Source organism: Pseudomonas sp. AC255, from assembly GCF_979258175.1.
The window spans coordinates 417562-435779 of sequence record NZ_OZ409841.1 but is presented as its reverse complement, the minus strand read 5'-3'; the positions used below and the strand labels follow the sequence as shown (position 1 = coordinate 435779).

The following is an 18218-nucleotide window of genomic DNA, read 5'->3' as shown; positions in this document are numbered from 1 at the left end:
CCGTTAAATCTTCAGTTCTTGGGGCTGCTGAGCAGTATGAGGGTGTGCAGCGCCCGCATAGACTTTCAGCTTACGGTACATGTCGCGACCCAGTGGGTTTTTAGGCAGCATGCCTTTAACCGCGGTCTCGATCACGCGCTCAGGGGCTTTGGCGATCAGCTTTTCAAAGTTGATCGACTTGATGCCGCCCGGGAAACCGGAGTGGGAGTAGTACATTTTGTCAGTGGTTTTAGCGCCGGTAACACGGATCTGCTCGGCGTTGATGACGACGATGTAGTCGCCGGTGTCAACGTGAGGAGTGTACTCAGGCTTGTGCTTGCCACGCAGACGGCTCGCGATTTCGGTGGCCAGACGACCCAGGGTCTGACCAGCAGCGTCGACGACAAACCAGTCGCGCTTTACTGTTTCCGGTTTAGCAGTAAAAGTTTTCATTCTTTATAGCCTCAGGGGCCGCCTGTAAATAAGACGGCGGATCTTACTGAATAGTGCGTACTTTGACAAGTCAAAGGCAGCCGGATACAGACGCTTTCGGGGGCTCGGGTCGGCGCGTCCGTTCAACGGCAAGATTCTTCGGCGGCGGCGCATCACTTCCACTGCAGAAAGAGGTCGGCAATTATGCAGATTGCGAAAAATTTTTCAACCTGCTTTTATGATTGTTTTGCCCAAGGAGCACCCGATGGACTATCGCCAGCTAGGCCGTACCGACCTGAACGTGAGTGCAATCTGCCTCGGCACCATGACCTGGGGCGAGCAAAACACTGAAGCTGAAGCCTTCGCCCAGATTGAACGGGCCAAGGAAGCCGGGATCAATTTCCTCGACACCGCCGAAATGTATCCGGTGCCGCCAAAAGCCGAAACCTACGCCACCACCGAGCGCTACATCGGCAATTACTTCAAGAGTCGCGGTGACCGTGCCGACTGGATCCTCGCCAGCAAGATCGCCGGCCCCGGCAACACCATCGACTACATCCGCGATAAAAACCTGCGCCACAACCGCCAGCACATCACCGAGGCACTGGACGGCAGCCTCAAGCGCCTGCAGACCGATTACATCGATCTGTACCAACTGCACTGGCCGGAACGCAGCACCAACTTTTTCGGACAGCTGGGCTACAAACACAAGATCGAAGCGAACCTGACGCCACTGGAAGACACCCTCGAAGCCCTCGACGAACAGGTGAAGGCCGGCAAGATTCGCCACATCGGTCTGTCCAACGAGACGCCGTGGGGCACCATGCGCTTTCTGGCTTTGGCCGAAGCCCGTGGCTGGCCGCGTGCAGTGTCGATCCAGAACCCGTACAACCTGCTCAACCGCAGCTTCGAAGTCGGCTTGGCCGAGATCGCCATTCGCGAACAGTGCGGCCTGCTCGCCTATTCGCCGCTGGCGTTCGGTTTCCTCTCCGGCAAGTACGAGGGTGGCGCCCGTCCAGCGAAAGGACGCCTGAGCCTCTACAGCCGCTTCAGCCGCTATTTCAACCCGCAATCCGAAGCGGCGTGCAGCCGTTACGTAGCCCTGGCCCGTGAACACGGTCTGGACCCGGCGCAAATGGCACTGGCCTTCGTGACCCAGCAACCTTTCGTCACCAGCAACATCATTGGCGCGACGACGCTTGAGCAACTGGACAGCAACATTGCCAGTTTTGATCTGAAACTGTCCGATGAAGTGCTGGCCGGGATCGAGGCGATTCACAAGGATCATCCGAATCCCGCGCCGTAACTGACCGCCAAGGCTTCGCGAGCAGGCTCGCTCCCACAGGTACCGTGATCCCCTGTGGGAGCGAGCCTGCTCGCGAAGGGGCCAGTCGGATTACCTCAACAGCGGAACGCGGAGCGTCCCCGGCGGCATTCCCACGCAGAGCGTAGGAACGATCATCAAAGCGACCGCGCAATAATCTCCTTCATGATTTCATTGGTGCCTGCATAGATCCGCTGCACCCGCGCATCCGCCCACGCCCGGGCCACCGGGTATTCCCACATGAAGCCGTAGCCGCCATGCAGTTGCACGCATTCGTCGAGCACTTTGCATTGCAGGTCGGTGCCCCAATATTTGGCCATCGCCGCCGTCGGCACATCGAGTTTGCCTTGCAGATGCAACTCCAGGCAGCGGTCGACAAAAACCCGGCCGATCTGGATCTCGGTAGCCATCTCGGCCAGTTTGAAGCGGGTGTTCTGGAAATCGGCAATCGACTTGCCGAACGCCTTGCGATCACGGGTGTAATCCAGCGTCCATTGCAACGCCGCTTCAGCCGAGGCCAGGCCGCCAATCGCCACGGTCAGGCGCTCTTGCGGTAACTCCTGCATCAGATAGGCAAACCCGGCCCCCGCCTGGCCGAGAAGGTTCTCCTTCGGCACGCGCACGTCCTGGAAGAACAGTTCCGAGGTGTCCTGCGCCTTCATGCCGACCTTCTCCAGGCGCTTGCCTTTCTCGAAGCCCGGCGTATTCGCCTCCACCAGGAACAGGCTGGTGCCCTTGGCCCCGGCCTTCGGGTCGGTCTTGGCCACCACGATGACCAGATCAGCCAGAAAGCCGTTGGTGATAAAGGTCTTCGAACCGTTGATCACATATTCGTCACCGTCGAGCACCGCCGTGGTTTTCACCCCTTGCAGGTCGGAACCGGCGCCAGGCTCGGTCATGGCGATCGCCGTGACCATTTCCCCTGAGACCAGTTTCGGCAGGTATTTGTGTTTCAGCGCCTCGCTGCCGTAATGCAGGATGTACGGTGCGACGATGTCCGAGTGCAGCGAAAAGCCGATGCCGGTCAGTCCCAGACGCCCGACTTCTTCAATCACCACGGTGCTGTAGAGGAAATCCGCGCCGAGCCCGCCGTACTCTTCCGGCAGATGCGAACAGAGCATCCCCGCCTCCCCCGCCTTGTTCCACAGCGCGCGATCAATGTGTCCCTGCTTCTCCCACTGCGCGTGATACGGCACGGCCTCTTTTTCGAGGAAAGTTCGCACGCTGTCGCGGAACAATTCGTGCTCGGAGCTGAACAGGGTTCTGGGGATCATGCGGCACCTTTCTTTGTTGTTGGAGGGATACGGCTCTCAGAGACTAAGCCCGACTCCTGCTACGGGACACTGGACACATCCGACAAAAAATAAGACGATCCAGCCGTCTGGTGACCACTTTCCCTTATAAAAACAAAACAAAAGTTGAATTATGTCTAAGCACGTCTCCCCGCCCTTGCGGCGCGTCAGCATCCTGGCCATCGACCGGGTTTTCGCTTACACCCTCATGCAAGCCAAGGATTTTTTCCATGTGGCCAGCCTGCGTTACGGCAAACAACTGGGCCACGGCCTGACACCGGCGTTCGAAACGCGCCTGGTCAGCCCCGATGGCAAACCGGTAAAAAGCTTCAGCGACGTGGTCATGCCGGTCGACGGTGGCCTGGAAAACGCCGATGTGATCATCCTCCCGGCGTTCTGGGACGACTTCGATACGCTGTGCGGCCGTTACCCGCAAATCCTGCCGTGGCTGCGCGAACAGCATGCGCGCGGTGCGGTGTTGTGCGGCGAAGCTACCGGGGTGTTCTGGCTCGCCGAAGCCGGGCTGCTCAACGGCAAGGAAGCGACCACCTACTGGCGCTTCTTCAATGCCTTCGCCGAGCGCTTCCCCAAGGTTTATCTGAATCAGGACAAGCACCTGACCGACGCCGACAATCTCTACTGCGCCGGCGGTACTACCTCGGCATGCGATCTCTATATCTATCTGATCGAACGCTTCTGCGGTGCGAACGTGGCGCAAGCCGTGGCCCGCGACATCCTCTACGAAGTGCAGCGCAGCTATTCGCCGGGACGTATCGGTTTCGGTGGGCAGAAGCTGCATCAGGACGTGATCATCCTGCAGATCCAGCAGTGGCTCGAAGAACATTTTGCCGACAAGTTCCGCTTCGAAGACGTCGCCCGCGAGCACGGCATGAGCATCCGCAACTTCATGCGCCGCTTCCAGACCGCCACCGGCGACAAGCCGCTGCATTACTTGCAACGCCTGCGCATCGAGACGGCCAAGGGCCTGCTTTCGGGCACGCGCAAGAGCATCAAGACCATCAGTTATGAGGTCGGTTACGACGATGCGAGCTTCTTCGCGCGACTGTTCCGCCAGCACACCGAACTGTCGCCTAACCAGTATCGGCAACAGTTTCAGCAGGCTGCGTAAACTTCCGCCAGACTGACGTCCCTGTGGGTGTAGTCCTTCCACGGGGACCGGCTTGTAAGTTGTGATTCGTCCGACACAAATGAACGAAAACAGAACAGCGTCTGGCTGTGTTTTACGACTGTTCGGACGTGCCTGCGCCGACCAGACTACTTCCCAAGCACATCGCATCAGGGAAGATCAACAGTGACCATCGGCTCCAGCTACAACTATCCCTCACAGGCTCCTGGCCTTGAAAAACGCAAAAAACGTTCGCCACAGGACAACTGGAAAGCCCGTTTCCCCAATCCGCCGGACCTGTGTTTTGACTACCGCGCGTTACTGGAGCAGCCAGGCGGAATCGCCCGAGCGACTGATTCGAGCCATCGAATCTGCATCATCGGCGCAGGCATCACAGGCCTGACGGCAGCGAGAGAATTGCTGCGCTGCGGCTTCACCCAGATCACGCTGATCGAACAGTCCTCGCGAATCGGCGGCAGGCACCTGACCGTTCCCGGCAGTCCTCAATCCAAGGCCAGCCATACCCCGTTCGAAATGGGTGCGATGCGTATGCCTTTGTTCAATCGCGAAGGAGAATCGCCGAAGGACGGTCGTTCGCTGATGGCCTACTACGCGACGATATTCGACCTGGCCCTTTCAGACTTTGCCAATCCCGGCAGCCAATGGGTCAAATCAACCGGCATCTATCTGCGCGAGGGCAGCCTGTCAGAGCAGGCTACGCCGCAAATGCTTATCTGGAAAAACGCCGACGGTCAGACCCGTCCTCCCGGCGAGAAGCTGCAAGCGGTGTATGCAAAATGGAGAGCGTTCGCCGACCGCATGACCCGGCACGTTTGCGACAGTTATGCGAGCGAGGAATGGGAGTCCGTGTGGGCAGCTATTGTCGCCAGGTATCACGCCATTTCCTTCCGTGATCTGGTGAGCATGCCGGTGCTGCAACGCTGGGAAAAAGACGCGCCGGGCGATTTTGGCGGGATGGGAATGTCGCCAGAGGAATCGGCCATTTTTTATGCCATCGGCATCGGTGACGGCAGCTGGGGCGCATTTTATGACGTCTGTGCACTGTACCCGCTGCGCACTGCCATATTCGGGTTCAGCAGTCACTTGCAACTGGTGCTGGGTCGGGTAGATGAACAAGGCGATCCTCTGCCTGACTCACCGCATATCCGCAGCAATGCGGTTTTCGATTCAACCGGCCTGCAGTTTGAAGGCCCGCGCTACCTCGGTCTCGCGGCGCTGAGTGAAAGCCTTATGTTCATCAAACCTGATGAAACAGCGATGTCTTTCCACGAACACAGCCTGCAATACCGCGAAGGTTTGCTGACTGATAGCGCCGTCACTCGGCTGAAAAAGCTCGACAGCGGTAGAACCCGTGTCTACTACAACTGGAAGCAAAGTCGCCCCCATCAGGCCCAGGAACATTTCAGCGATTATGACTCCGTGATCATGACGCTGCCTTCGTGGTTGATCGAAACACGAATCAGGCTTGAAAACTTCACTGCACAAATGCTGCCGTTCGAAACGATCAATGCGTACAAGACAGCACATTGGGAAACCAGCTGCAAAGTGTTCGCGCCGCTGAAGAAATCCTTCCTGTCCGGCAATACCGCCATCCCCCAAGCGATCGTCACGGACAGTTTTATCCACGATGTTTATACCTACCGCTATAACGATCACTACAGCTACGACTGCATTCTTCTCAGTTACACCTGGGAAGATGACGCTACCAAACTCTGCTGTTTCAGCGACAAGGAGCTGGTCGCCAAATGTGCCGAAGAACTTGATCGAATCCTGATGAACTGCAGCAATATCGGGCAGCGCATCTCGCCTTTCATTGGCCTGAATCAGGCCGTCGTACAGCGCTGGATCACCGATAAGAACTCACTGGGGTGCGCCAAACTTTACCGCCCCGGCGCCTACTACGACGCTGTAAGCCTGATGAAATACAACCGCGACTATTCCAGTGTTTCCGGGCTGTATCTTTCTGGCGAGTCGTTTTCAGTGGATGCCGGCTGGACCGAGCCCTGCTTTCGCGGTGCCATCGATGCGGTGATTCATATTTGCGAAAAAACCTCGGCGCAGTTCAATGGCGGCTTCCAGATAACCGACTATCCACACTACCAGGCCGGACCATGAAGTTTTCAGTCACGCAATTCAGCGTCCTGAACGTGCATCGTCGATATGTGTTTAATCGTCCTAGGAGGCGTACTACAACTTAACCGGAAAGCGCCGACTTACCTTCCAGTGCTGACTCGACTCTTATGTTCCCCGCCACCCGATGGCGTGAAAACAACAATAAGGGATCATGAAAAATGAGTGAGTCAACAAGCCCTGTTCGTGTTGCGGTTGTGCAATGTGATCCGCAGGTCGGTACGCAAAATCGTGCAGCGAATCTGAGTAATAGCCTGGAGTTGGCACTGCAGGCGGTCAATGGCGGTGCCAACCTCATCGTTTTGCCCGAGCTGACAAACACCGGTTATTTCTTTCGCACTCGACAGGATGCGTTCGATCACGCCGAATCGGTTCCGGATGGGCCGAGCGTGAGCCGATGGGAGGATTTTGCCCGCCAGCATCAGGTGTATCTGGTAGCAGGGCTGACCGAGCGCGAAGGGGCACGGTTGTACAACACAGCCGTGTTGTTGGGACCTGACGGTTTCATCGGCAAATACCGCAAGGCGCACCTGTGGAATCTGGAGAAGCTCTGGTTCACCGCAGGCGATAGCGGTTTCCCGGTGTTCGAAACGCCGATCGGTCGTATCGGTCTGCTGATCTGCTGGGACATCTGGTTTCCCGAGGTCCCGAGAATCCTCAGCCAGCAGGGCGCGGACATTATCTGCAGCCTGAACAACTGGGTCTGGACACCACCGCCCTTGTTCGATGACGCCGGCAAGTGCATGGCTTCGTACCTGACCATGACCGCGGCGCACGTCAACAATGTGTTCATTGCGGCGGCCAGCCGAATCGGCGAAGAGCGTGGCGCTCGTTACCTTGGATGCTCTTTGATTGCTGGCACTAACGGCTGGCCGATTGGCCGCGTGGCGTCCGCCGACCAGCAGGAAATCCTCTACGCCGATATCGACCTGACCAGCTCGCGCAGTGCGCCAATCTGGAACGACCTGAACGATTTGCACCGTGATCGGCGCTGTGATGTCTACGATCGAATGCTCGGTTACACCCAGCATCCGTGCCTGCCGCGTTAACCGGAGGCCGGGCAATGGACATTCACGCAAAGCACCGCAAAACAATCGTGGCCAGAACCGCGATGGACAGCACCATTATCGGCCTGATTCTGGGTGCGACGGTTTTGATTGGCTGGCTATCGCTCACCCATCATTCGTTGTGGTCGGCGCGCTGGCCGGACTACAGCCATATGGTTTCGAGTTTTCCCGACGCTGCTGCCTGGCTGCGTTGGGTGCTTGGAGATATCAGCGAGGTGGCGTTTTATAAACACGAGTTTGCCTCGATTGGCCTTCTGGCCGGTGCATATCTGGGCTATTGGGCTAATCGAACGGGAAAAGCCTGGCAAGGCTTCACGATCTGTTACGGCAGCGGGCTCTGGCCGTGGCTGGTGACAAGCTCACTACTGGGTCTGGTGCTGAGCAATTTGCTGTGGGGCTGGACCGTCACCGCGACCAGTTGGCAGCCCACCTTCGCGGCATTCGTGTCGTTGCCTGCCGCAATGGTATTGATGTTCGGTGCAGGCTGGAAGGTCGCGATCAACGGAGCCATCATGGGCGCCCTGTTCGTGACACCTCTGTGTCTGCTGATGGTCAATTACGTATGCAACCCACTCGGTCTGCCCGTGGTGATTGGCAATGTTTCGGGCATGGCCATCGCCAGCATCGGCGCCTTCGTGCTTTGTCGCTACGTGCCAAGCCTGGTGAGACCAGCGGAGCCCGAGCCGGCTGCCGAGGAAGTCAGCATGACCGTGTCCGGCAAGGCGCCGGATTATGGCGTGGTATGGAGCATGCGCCGGGTCTTGGCGGATTTCTCCGAGGCACCTTTCTTCGGCAATGAGTGGGCCAGTCTGGGACTGATTGTCGGTGCGTTGCTCGCATTTACACTCAACCCGATGAGCCCGGTCTACGGCACCGGTCTGCTGCCGCAACTGCTGGCCGGTCAGGCGCTGACGTCGGCCTTGGGCGTAGTGATCTGGCGCAAGCAGTGGATGGCGCGCGGTTGGTATCCGACCTATGTACCGCTGGTGTCCGTTGTTCCGGCTGCGATCCTTACCTTCGGCGGCGCTTGGCAAGTGATCATCTCCAGTGCGCTGCTCGGCGCCCTAATCGCCCCGCCACTGGCCTGCGCCCTCGCGCAGCGGCTGCCAGGCTTCATGCATGGCTTTATCGGTAACGTGTTGTCGATGGCTCTCAGTACGCTATTGATCCTGCCAATCGTCGGATGGCTGGCCAGCCACTGATCTTTCCCCTGCCCCGGCTGGCATCTGGATAGTCCCCGGTACAGCCGGTCTTTCTTCGCGAGGTATCACATGGAACTGCCAAAACTGGCTATTGCCGCGCTCGGCGGCACTGTCAGCATGCAATCGACGCAAAACGGCCAAGGCGTCGTTCCGGCGGTGTCCGGCGAAGCGTTGCTGAACACCGTGCCGGAGTTGAATATGCTCGCACGAGCAACCGTCGAGACTTTCGGTCTGTTACCCAGCGCTTCGCTGGATTTCGAATACCTCTTGGACGTATTGAACTGGGCCAACGCGCAGATCAGCCAAGGCGTGGCCGCAGTCATCATCATCCAGGGCACGGACACTCTGGAGGAATCCGCCACTTTCTTCGATTACCTGTGGGCGCACGACGAGCCATTGGTGCTGACTGGCGCCATGCGCTCTGCCATGCAAGCGGGGGCTGATGGCCCGGCAAACCTGCTGGATGCCGGTCGCGTTGCGTTGGCGGCATGCAGTCATGGGCGCGGAGCACAGGTGGTTATCAACGGCGAGATTCACCGCGCCAGTAGCGTGCGCAAAGTCGATTCAATGGCCATGCACGCCTTCGCCTCGCCCTTGACCGGCCCTGCTGGCTTGATAGTGGAAGGCGCTCCGCGCTACTTCCATGCGCCGGTTGCGCGCCATGTTTTGCCGATGCCCCGAGACACCCGCCAGAATATTGCTTTGCTGGAAGCTTCGCTCGGTGCAGACAGTCTGCTGCTAGAGAAGGTTGTGGAGCTAGGTTACGCCGGCCTAGTGATCGCTGGCTTCGGTGCCGGCCATGTTTCAGCGGACTGGGCCAACGTCATCGAAGGCATTGCCCGACATATTCCGGTGATCATCGCCACCCGCACCGGTTGTGGCGCGACGGCGCAAGTGACCTATGGCTTCGTCGGCAGTGAAATCGATATGACGCGTAAAGGTGCCGTGATGGCTGGGTTCCTATGCCCGCGCAAAGCAAGAATTCTGCTCTGGCTTCTGGTTGGCTGCCAACAGCAATCAACGTTGGCAACCTGCCTCGCTGAACTGGCCCCATAAAAAAGGCCTGCAATCGCAGGCCCTTTTTTGTCGCCGAGACTCCGCTTAAGGCTTGTGCGCCCGCGACAGAAACTCGTGGGATTGCATCTCCAGCAGTCGGCTCAGCGTGCGCTGAAACTCGAAGGTCAGGCGTCCGCCGGTGTACAGATCCTTCAACTCGACTTCAGCAGAAATGATCAGTTTGACGTTGCGATCGTAGAATTCGTCGACCATGTTGATGAAGCGACGGGCGATGTCGTCGGTGGTGACGCTCATCTGCTCGACGCCGCTGAGCAGCACGGCGTGGAAGATCTTGCCCAGTTCGATGTAGTCGTTCTGGCTGCGCGGGCCGTCGCACAGTTCGCGGAAGTCGAACCAGGCCACGTCGTCGCAGGTGCGCAGAGCGCGGATTTCGCGGTTCTCGATGATCAGCACATCGTTTTCCACCGCTGCCGTGCACTCCGGCGTCAGTGCCTTGAAGCTCTTGCGCAGGCTTTCGTGGGCGGCTTCGTCGAGCGGATAGTGGAACAGCTCGGCTTGCTCGAGGTGACGCAGACGATAGTCAACACCGCTGTCGACGTTGACGATCTCGGTGTTCTGCTTGATCAGCGCAATGGCGGGGAGGAAGCGCGCGCGCTGCAGGCCATCCTTGTACAGGCCGTCCGGCACGATGTTCGACGTCGCGACCAGGGTCACGCCGTTCTTGAACAATTCTTCCATCAGCGTGCCGAGGATCATCGCGTCGGTGATGTCGGAGACGAAGAATTCATCGAAGCAGATCACCCGCGACTCGGCCGCGAAGCGCTTGGCGATGATGGTCAGCGGGTTTTTCTCGCCGCCCAGGGTCTTCATTTCTTCGTGCACACGCTTCATGAAGCGGTGGAAGTGCGTGCGGGTCTTTTCCTTGAACGGCAACGCTTCGAAGAAGGTGTCGACCAGGTAAGTCTTGCCGCGACCGACGCCGCCCCAGAAATACAGGCCCTTGACCGGCGCCTGATCCTTTTTGCCAAACAGCTTGCCGAACAGACCCGGCTTGTTCTGGTCAGCGGCGATCAAGTCGTCGTACAGACGCTGCAAGTGACGCACAGCAGTTTCCTGCGCGGCGTCATGGAAGAAGTCCGGGCGTTTCAGATCAGCTTGATATCGTTCTAGGGGCGTCATAATTCGTTAGCAAGGCAACAAAAACGGGCCGTCACTGTAGCGACGGCCTGTGGGAATGGCAATCGGCCCTTGGTCGGGTCGTGCCGCCTATCAGTCTTGAGCTGGAGTCAGCGCGACGCGCAACGCCTCGATGGCGGCGTCTCGCGCGGCAGCGTCGGCGAAGGCCGGGCTGTCGCCCACGCACTCACCGGCCAGCCAGACGCTGAAGCTCAGGTCATCAGTACGCACATCCAGCGACTCGCCGGACTGCAACTGTTTGGTCACCTGGCCGGCAGTCTTGCCGTCGGCGAAGTTGCGCGACAACAGCAATTGCTCGCCATCGGCCGCCAGCAGACGGAAACGGAAGCTGCCGTCGTCCTCGCGGAAGCTGACGAAACGTGCGGCTTTCGCGGCTTTCTTCTTGGTAGTCGCGGCTACCTGGACCTGATTGACGAAAGAACGCAGGCCAACGGCTTCGCGCAATTCATTGAGGAACGGCGTGGCCACGGCGCGGGCCTTCTTCGCACCAATCTGCAGAATGTCTTCCAGATCCGCAGGACGCTCGATCAACTGGTGATACTTCTCGCGCGCCTCGCCCAGCTCATTGTCGAGCAACTGGAACAGGCGATTCTTCGCCTCACCCCAGCCCAAACCACCGAGCAGTTCGCTGCGGAACTCGTCAGCCTGCGCCGGAGTGGCGAAGGCCTGGAACAGAGTGAACAGGTGCGAGTTGTCCGGATCTTTCGCTTCGCCCGGGGCCTTGGAGTCGGTGACGATCCGCGAGATCGCGTCCTTCATTTCTTTCGCGCTGCTGAACAACGGAATGGTGTTGTCGTAGCTCTTCGACATCTTGCGACCGTCGAGGCCCGGCAACGTCGCCACGCTTTCTTCGATCAGCGCTTCGGGCATGGTGAAGAACTCTTTGCCCTGGCCGAACAGATGGTTGAAACGCTGACCGATATCGCGGGCCATTTCCACGTGCTGAATCTGATCGCGACCGACCGGCACCTTGTGCGCGTTGAACATCAGGATGTCCGCCGCCATCAGCACCGGATAGCTGTAGAGGCCCATGGTGATGCCGGCATCCGGGTCTTCACCCGTCTCAACGTTCTTGTCCACCGAGGCCTTGTAGGCGTGCGCGCGGTTGAGCAGGCCCTTGGCAGCGACGCAAGTCAGCAGCCAGGTCAGCTCGGGGATTTCCGGGATGTCGGACTGGCGGTAGAACGTCACGCGGTCGACATCGAGGCCACCGGCCAGCCAGGTCGCGGCGATTTCCAGACGCGAGCGCTGGATGCGCAGCGGGTCATCGCATTTGATCAGGGCGTGGTAGTCGGCCAGGAAATAGAACGAATCGGCCTGGCTGTCGCGGCTGGCGAGGATTGCCGGGCGAATGGCCCCAGCGTAGTTGCCCAAGTGCGGCGTGCCAGTGGTGGTGATGCCGGTGAGAATGCGGGTACGGTTGGTCATGGGTAATCGCTTGTCAGACTGCAATCAATTCGAGAGACGCGGCAGCAGCAGATCCTTGAGATCGGTCAGCTTGCCGTGAAAAAAGTGTCCGCATTCTGCCACTTTCAGCAGCTCATGGGGGCGCTGGAGTTGTTCCGACCACTGGTAGACCAGTTGCGGATCGATGACTTCATCGGTTTCCGGCTGGATCACGGTCAACCCGCCGTGCTGCGGCAGTTGATCCTGCTCGCCCAGACGCATCACCGCCGGGGCAACCATGAACAGGTGCTCAAGCTGCACGCCCTGGGCTTCGAGACGGCCGCCGAGACTTGCTGCAACAAATCCGCCGAAGGAGAAACCGAACAGGGTCAGCGGCAGATCCGGGTGTTTTTCCCGCAGCCATGTGGCGGCGGCCTGGGCGTCGTCGACTTCACCGGTGCCCATGTCATGCGTGCCCTGGCTGGCGCCGACGCCGCGATAGTTGAAACGCAAGGTGATCAGGCCTGCGTCGCGCGCGGTGCGCTGCAGGGTCGAGACGACCTTGTTGAGCATGGTGCCGCCCTGTACCGGGTTCGGATGGCAGATCAGCGCGATGCCGCGCGGCTGCTCGTTATCCAGATACAAAGCCTCAATTTGGCCGACAGGGCCGTCAATCACTACAGGGGTTTCACGCATCAGCAAGGGAGGAACTCCGTGACCTCGAATCGGGTCGACTCGTCTAGCAAATTGTCTGTGCCAATCTATTGCGAGTGAATCGCGGTATACAGCGCAGGTTCGAGCCGTTAACGTAAAGCAAAGCCGTTTATAGAGGAAGGACTCGTGGAACACTCGCTCTTAGTTTGGTTGTTACCGACTCTTGCCCTGGTTGTGGGTGTCGCCATTGGATTCCTGATCGCGCGCGTTGCGCCGAACGCCGCACCGAGCCGCACGCAGCGTCAACTGGATGATATCCAGGAGCGTTTCGACAGTTATCAGAACGAAGTGGTCACCCACTTCAACAGCACAGCGATGCTGGTCAAGAAACTGACCCAGAGCTATCAGGAAGTGCAGGACCACCTCGCCGAGGGCGCCAATCGTCTGGCCCTGGACGAGCAGACCCGCCAGCGCCTGATCGCCGCCCTGCACGCCGACGCAGCGCAGGCACCACGTGAACGCCTGACGCCACCGCGCGATCAGGAACCACCGCGTGACTATGCACCGAAGAATCCAAACTCGCCGGGCATGCTCGATGAGCATTATGGTCTGAAGAAGTAATCGGGTTTCGCGCCCAACAAAAAGCCTCCGGACAATGCTGTTGTCCGGGGGCTTTTTTGTATCGGCTGATTTTGCGGTGACAACACTGGCCTTTTCGCGGGCAAGCCCGCTCCCACAGGGGTCAGGTGTGGAACACAGATTTTGTGGCCACCGCCAATACCTGTGGGAGCGGGCTTGCCCGCGAAGAGGCCGGCACTGCCCAGACAAAAAAATGCCCGATCACAGGATCGGGCATTTCTTCATTCAGGCAATCGCTTATGGATACTGCTGCACCGTACCCGGCTGTTGCTGCTGACCACCATACTGCTGGCCCGGAATCGCCTTCAGGTTGACTTCGACCCGGCGGTTCTGCGCGCGGCCATTCACGTCGCCGTTGCTGGCAATCGGGTTATCCGGGCCGGCGCCACGGGCCGACAGGTTGGCACCGCTGACACCTTGCGAGGTCAGGTAGGTCGCCACGCTCTGCGCACGACGCTGTGACAGGTCCATGTTGTGCTGGCGGCTGCCGGTGCTGTCGGTGTAACCGACGATTTCGATCTGGTTCTGGTTGAACTCCTTCAGCGAGTTGGCCAGGTTGTTCAACGGCTGGTAGAAACTCGGGGCAATGTTCGCCGAATCGGTGGCGAAGGTGATGTTGCCCGGCATGATCAGCTTGATCTGATCGCCCTGCCGCTGCACTTCAACGCCAGTGTTGGCCATGCTCGCGCGCAGTTTCTTTTCCTGCTGGTCGGCGTAGTAGCCGTAGCCGGCAGCGGAGGCACCGACGACAGCAGCGCCGATCAAGGCGCCCTTGCCACGGTTGTCGTGACCGATGGCGGCACCGGCGAGTGCGCCGGCCAGCGCGCCGAGGCCACCGTATTTGGCGGTTTTGCTCATGCCTTGCGAGCCACCGTCGGCCTGACCCTGATTGTCATACGGATTAGGCGAGGCGCAGCCGGACAGCACGGCCACGGCAGTAGCGACAATAATCAAACGACGCGTGGTGAACATGGAGAGCTCCTGGTTTTCTGCATTCTGTGGTGCAGCGGCCACTGATCAATCAATGGACCTGCGCGGGCGTTGGATCATGACAATGCCTAAAAATTCCGCCCGCTGCCCGTGACAAAAAATTCAGGCACGCACAAACGGGTTCTCACGCATCTCATCACCCAGACGCGTGTCCGGACCGTGCCCGGTGACAACCGTTGCGTCCTCGTCCAGCGTATACAGCCGCTGTTTGATCGAACGCACGATGGTCGCCTGATCGCCACCCCACAAATCCGTGCGCCCTACCCCGCGACGAAACAGCGTGTCGCCGGCTATCAACAGCTTAGCCTCGGAAAACCAAAAGCTCATGGACCCGGGTGTATGTCCCGGCGTGTGCAGTGCCACACCGCAACCGCAGGCGAGTTCTTCGTCATCGCTCAACCAGCGATCCGGCGACGGCACCGGGGTGTAAGGCACGCCGAACATCTGGCATTGCATTTCAAGGTTGTCCCAGAGGAATTGATCCTCCTTGTGCAGATGCAGGGTCGCGCCGGTTTTCTCCTTCATCTGCCCGGAAGCGAGAAAGTGATCGAGATGCGCGTGGGTGTGGATGATGCTGACGACTTTCAGGCCATGGGCATCGAGGCGCGCCATGATCAGGTCCGGGTTGCCGCCGGGATCGACGACGATGGCTTTTTTGTGAGTGGGTCGCCGATGATCGTGCAGTTGCACTGGAGCGGGCCGACGGGGAAGGTTTCGCGGATAAGCGCAGGGCTGGGCGTGGTCATGGAAAAATCCTGGACAGGGTCAACGCCGTTGGCAACGGCCGATGGCGAATTTTACCGTCGCTAGAGCAATAACCCCAACGCCTTCGCCCGCGCCACCGCCTGCGTACGCCGCTCAACCCCGAGCTTGCTGTTGATATGGCTGGCATGGGTTTTCACGGTGTGCAGGGAAATGAACAACTGCTCGCTGATTTCCTGATTGGAACAGCCTTGGGCGATCAGGCGCAGCACGGCCAATTCCCGGCTGCTGAGTTGTTCGGTAGTTGAGCTTTCTACGCTCGGTCGCGGCGCGGCTGTTGGGAACTGTGTGAGCAATTGCTGGCTGACGGCGTGGCAGGAAAGCGCCTGCAATTGCCCGCGCATCCAGTCGGCATGACTTTTCAGCAGCGCATCGAAGGGCTGGAATACGCCGCCGGCCGCAGCTTCCAGCGCCTGACTCAACACCTTGCGCGCATCGGGCTCGCGTCCACTGGACAGCAACAGCGCCACCTTCTGCGTCAACGCCATCACGCTCAGCAACTGCCGGCCGGTCCGCTGGCCGTTTTCATGCAACACGTTCAGCCGCCCTTCGGCGAGCATCGGTTGCCCCTGAATCACATCAAGCAGCGCCTGTTGCAGTTCCACATGCAGCGGCAGCTGCGGATGAAACTCTGGCGGTGCCGCAGCGTGTTCGCCGGTGTAGGTCTGGCCCAGGCGTGCAAGCCAAGCCTCGGCAAGATCAATCCGGCCCTGAGCCAGCCACAGTTCGCATTTGACCAGGGTGATCATCGCCAGATAGTAGATCGGCGGTACGTCCCAGATGTGCATCAGGCGTTCGGCTTCGGCGAGTTCGGCGAAGGCCTTGGCGAATTCGCCACTGGCGCCGTCCAGCCGAGCGATCACGCAGTGGCCGATCAGCACGCTGATGTCGCGACAGGCGCGCGCCTCGCCAATGCCGGCCAGCAGGCGTACGCGTGCGGCCTGCGGCTGCAAACGCATCGCCAGCAGGAAACCTTCATACAACGTCAGCCGTGCGCGTACGGCGTACAGGCGTTGCGGCGACAGACCGCGCAAGCGTTCCAGGCCCTGATGCACTTCATCCAGCGCGCGCAGAATCTCGCCCCGCGATTGCAGAACCCGCGCCCTGTCGTAATGCGCCAACGCTTCGAATAATGGATTGCCGACCCGTTGCGCCAGCTCGAGGGATTCACGGTTCAGGCCACGGGCGCGCCACAGATCACCGTCGGCGATCGCCAGGTTGGACAAGGTCGACAGGCACATCAGCCGCTGGCCATAACGTTTGGCCGGCAGGCTCTCCAGTGCTTCGCTGCAATAACGCAGGGTCAGTTCGCGATGGCCGCGCCCGCGAGCGATGATCCCGCTGAGCGCCAGCCATTGCGCAAGCATGGATTTTTGCGCGGTGGCCGAAGGCGCCGGCAGGAAACGGCTCAAATGGCTGGCCAGCTCTTCAGCGGCGTCGAGCTGACAGGCCAGCCCCAGCGCCCAGCTGTAGAGCACGATCAGCCGTGGCGTGCTGATCAGCAGGCTGTCGGGCAAGTCCATTTTCCAGCGCAGCAGCATGCCGACGTTCTGCTCGGCGAGCAGCTGTTCTTCGGACAGGTTCTGTACCAGGTTCGCCGCGACATCGAGATGCCCGGCACGCAACGCCTGCTCCACCGCTTCGTCGAGCAGGCCTTGCGCATTGAACCAGCGGCAGGCGCGCAAATGCAGGGTAGCGTTGGGCACCATCGCCTGGGCGATTGGCCGGCTGCGCAACAAGTCAGAAAACAAATGGTGATAGCGGTACCAGTGACCGTGCTCGTCCAGCGGCACCAGAAACACCTGATGGGCGAGCAGAAAGCGCAGGATCTCGGCGCTGTCATGGGCTTCGCGGACCGCGTCGCACAGCTCGCTGCAAAAGCGTTCCTGCGGTGCGGTTTCGTAGAGAAACGATTGCACTTCGGCCGGCAGGCAATCGATGACTTCTTCGAGCAGATAGTCGCGTATCAACCCCTCGCCGCCGTTCAGCGCCTGCGGCAGCGCGGCATCGTTACCCGCCTCGGCCACCGCCAGCAGCCAGAAGCGCAGGCCGGCGACCCAGCCTTCGCTGCGCTGGATCAGGCTTTCCAGTGCTTCGCCGCGCAGTGAGCTGCTGTGGCGGTCGAGCAAGGTCAGGGCTTCGTCGTGGGTCAGGCGCAAGTCCTGTTCGTGCAGCTCGAGCAACTGACGCGACAGGCGCAGACGCGCCAGATGCCAGTCCGGGCGCTGGCGGCTGGTGACCATCACCAGCAAGCCATCGGGCAGATGATTGAGGAAAAATTGCAGGCAACGATCCAGCACCGGCCCTTGGGCGAGGTGGTAGTCGTCGAGGACCAGCAGCAACGACGCGGCAGGATCGAGATGCAGCGCCAGCTCATCGAGCAGACCGTCGAGCCATTCTTCAAAAGCGAATGGCTGATGACGCTGACGCATTTTCAGCAGACCAAGAGCGCCAGCGCCCAAGGCCGGAAAGTAGTCCTGCAGACCTTCGAGCAAGCGCTCAAGAAAACGTCCGGGATCATTGTCACGCGGACTCAAGCCCAGCCAGAGACTTTGCCAATGCGCCGGCAGGCTCTGACAGAACTCCACTGCCAGCGAGCTTTTGCCGAACCCGGCCGGGGCGCTGACCAGCAGCAACCGACCTCCGAGCCCGGCCTGCAGACGCTGGCAAAGGCGCGGCCGCAAGACATAGCCATCAGGCAGCGGCGGGCGGAAAAAACGCCCGTCCAGTGCTGCGACGGTGATGCTTGCGGGACCCGGAAGTGGGGACAGATCAGTCATGGCCGGCTCTTGTTCGAAGGCGATTGGCGGCGTTGCAGATGTCCGCAGCCTAGCCTTAAACGAAGAGGTAATGAAGGTCACTGCTACAAATGGCTACAAAAAGCCTACACAGCGCCGCCAAAATCCGGCATCACCGACCAATCGCGACCACGATGAATCCGTGTCGGAGCTGAGGCGTGAAACCGCACGCAAAAAAACGCCCCGAACCGGTCGGGGCGTT

14 protein-coding genes and 1 pseudogene are annotated in these 18218 nt (G+C 59.7%); 7 read left to right on the top strand and 8 right to left on the bottom strand.

The window, feature by feature from the left end; all coding sequences use genetic code 11:
- Positions 1 to 3: 3 nt before the first annotated feature.
- Positions 4 to 432 carry a 50S ribosomal protein L13 gene (gene rplM, locus ACZZ0K_RS02150; protein WP_003228062.1) on the bottom strand — a complete coding sequence of 143 codons (429 nt, stop codon included), beginning with the start codon at positions 430 to 432 and terminating at the stop codon, positions 4 to 6.
- 244 nt (positions 433 to 676) lie between these two features.
- On the opposite strand from rplM, the gene ACZZ0K_RS02145 reads away from it, so the two are divergent.
- Entirely contained in the window at positions 677 to 1717 is a 1041-nt protein-coding gene (locus ACZZ0K_RS02145) for an NADP(H)-dependent aldo-keto reductase (RefSeq protein WP_056790225.1), read from the top strand.
- Positions 1718 to 1872: 155 nt separating this feature from the next.
- On the opposite strand, the gene ACZZ0K_RS02140 is transcribed toward ACZZ0K_RS02145, so the two are convergent.
- Entirely contained in the window at positions 1873 to 3009 is a 1137-nt protein-coding gene (locus ACZZ0K_RS02140; RefSeq protein WP_073473472.1) for an acyl-CoA dehydrogenase family protein, read from the bottom strand.
- Positions 3010 to 3259: 250 nt separating this feature from the next.
- Here ACZZ0K_RS02140 and ACZZ0K_RS02135 point away from each other — a divergent pair, with 250 nt between their 5' ends.
- The 5 genes from ACZZ0K_RS02135 (at position 3260) to ACZZ0K_RS02115 (ending at position 9629) form a co-directional block, all read left to right on the top strand.
- Complete coding sequence (locus tag ACZZ0K_RS02135; protein ID WP_163012735.1) at positions 3260 to 4156, top strand: GlxA family transcriptional regulator; 897 nt, start codon at positions 3260 to 3262, stop codon at positions 4154 to 4156.
- A 183-nt stretch (positions 4157 to 4339) separates the two neighbouring features.
- Complete coding sequence (locus ACZZ0K_RS02130; protein WP_463558940.1) at positions 4340 to 6289, top strand: flavin monoamine oxidase family protein; 1950 nt, start codon at positions 4340 to 4342, stop codon at positions 6287 to 6289.
- A gap of 176 nt (positions 6290 to 6465) precedes the next feature.
- Positions 6466 to 7353, top strand: coding sequence for a nitrilase family protein (locus ACZZ0K_RS02125; RefSeq protein ID WP_038860996.1), 888 nt, complete (start codon positions 6466 to 6468; stop codon positions 7351 to 7353).
- Positions 7354 to 7367: 14 nt separating this feature from the next.
- On the top strand, positions 7368 to 8573 hold the full coding sequence (locus ACZZ0K_RS02120; protein ID WP_258707185.1) for a hypothetical protein: 1206 nt from the start codon (positions 7368 to 7370) through the stop codon (positions 8571 to 8573).
- A gap of 69 nt (positions 8574 to 8642) precedes the next feature.
- Positions 8643 to 9629, top strand: coding sequence for an asparaginase (locus ACZZ0K_RS02115; protein WP_150741837.1), 987 nt, complete (start codon positions 8643 to 8645; stop codon positions 9627 to 9629).
- Positions 9630 to 9674: 45 nt separating this feature from the next.
- Here ACZZ0K_RS02115 and zapE read toward each other — a convergent pair whose 3' ends face one another.
- The 3 genes from zapE to ACZZ0K_RS02100 all read right to left on the bottom strand — a co-directional run bounded on the left by zapE (position 9675) and on the right by ACZZ0K_RS02100 (position 12869).
- A complete protein-coding gene (gene zapE / locus ACZZ0K_RS02110; protein ID WP_150638826.1) occupies positions 9675 to 10769 on the bottom strand; it encodes a cell division protein ZapE in 1095 nt (364 codons plus the stop codon).
- A gap of 90 nt (positions 10770 to 10859) precedes the next feature.
- Entirely contained in the window at positions 10860 to 12215 is a 1356-nt protein-coding gene (locus ACZZ0K_RS02105; RefSeq protein WP_252882668.1) for a tryptophan--tRNA ligase, read from the bottom strand.
- A 24-nt stretch (positions 12216 to 12239) separates the two neighbouring features.
- Positions 12240 to 12869: an alpha/beta hydrolase gene (locus ACZZ0K_RS02100; protein WP_160768466.1), complete on the bottom strand. Its 630-nt coding sequence runs from the start codon at positions 12867 to 12869 to the stop codon at positions 12240 to 12242.
- A gap of 144 nt (positions 12870 to 13013) precedes the next feature.
- On the opposite strand from ACZZ0K_RS02100, the gene ACZZ0K_RS02095 reads away from it, so the two are divergent.
- The gene (locus tag ACZZ0K_RS02095) at positions 13014 to 13448 is read left to right on the top strand and encodes a Z-ring associated ZapG family protein (protein ID WP_042609742.1); all 435 of its coding nucleotides are present in this window, start codon (positions 13014 to 13016) and stop codon (positions 13446 to 13448) included.
- 255 nt (positions 13449 to 13703) lie between these two features.
- Here the strand turns inward: ACZZ0K_RS02095 and ACZZ0K_RS02090 are convergent, their stop codons facing one another.
- From ACZZ0K_RS02090 to ACZZ0K_RS02080, 3 genes and pseudogenes are all read right to left on the bottom strand, one after another.
- Positions 13704 to 14438 (bottom strand): YiaD family glycine zipper/OmpA-like lipoprotein, encoded by a 735-nt coding sequence (locus tag ACZZ0K_RS02090; RefSeq protein ID WP_041479972.1) that lies wholly within the window; start codon positions 14436 to 14438, stop codon positions 13704 to 13706.
- A gap of 120 nt (positions 14439 to 14558) precedes the next feature.
- Positions 14559 to 15202, bottom strand: a pseudogene (locus ACZZ0K_RS02085) (MBL fold metallo-hydrolase).
- Between the two features lie 60 nt (positions 15203 to 15262).
- A complete protein-coding gene (locus ACZZ0K_RS02080; RefSeq protein ID WP_252878877.1) occupies positions 15263 to 17998 on the bottom strand; it encodes a LuxR C-terminal-related transcriptional regulator in 2736 nt (911 codons plus the stop codon).
- Positions 17999 to 18218 lie beyond the last annotated feature (220 nt).

Coding starts and splice junctions, on each gene's coding strand:
- ACZZ0K_RS02105 (WP_252882668.1), bottom strand. CDS start 12,215: ATGACCAACCGTACCCGCATTCTCACCGGCATCACCACCACTGGCACG.
- ACZZ0K_RS02090 (WP_041479972.1), bottom strand. CDS start 14,438: ATGTTCACCACGCGTCGTTTGATTATTGTCGCTACTGCCGTGGCCGTG.
- ACZZ0K_RS02145 (WP_056790225.1), top strand. CDS start 677: ATGGACTATCGCCAGCTAGGCCGTACCGACCTGAACGTGAGTGCAATC.
- ACZZ0K_RS02125 (WP_038860996.1), top strand. CDS start 6,466: ATGAGTGAGTCAACAAGCCCTGTTCGTGTTGCGGTTGTGCAATGTGAT.
- ACZZ0K_RS02080 (WP_252878877.1), bottom strand. CDS start 17,998: ATGACTGATCTGTCCCCACTTCCGGGTCCCGCAAGCATCACCGTCGCA.
- ACZZ0K_RS02120 (WP_258707185.1), top strand. CDS start 7,368: ATGGACATTCACGCAAAGCACCGCAAAACAATCGTGGCCAGAACCGCG.
- zapE (WP_150638826.1), bottom strand. CDS start 10,769: ATGACGCCCCTAGAACGATATCAAGCTGATCTGAAACGCCCGGACTTC.
- ACZZ0K_RS02115 (WP_150741837.1), top strand. CDS start 8,643: ATGGAACTGCCAAAACTGGCTATTGCCGCGCTCGGCGGCACTGTCAGC.
- ACZZ0K_RS02100 (WP_160768466.1), bottom strand. CDS start 12,869: ATGCGTGAAACCCCTGTAGTGATTGACGGCCCTGTCGGCCAAATTGAG.
- ACZZ0K_RS02140 (WP_073473472.1), bottom strand. CDS start 3,009: ATGATCCCCAGAACCCTGTTCAGCTCCGAGCACGAATTGTTCCGCGAC.
- rplM (WP_003228062.1), bottom strand. CDS start 432: ATGAAAACTTTTACTGCTAAACCGGAAACAGTAAAGCGCGACTGGTTT.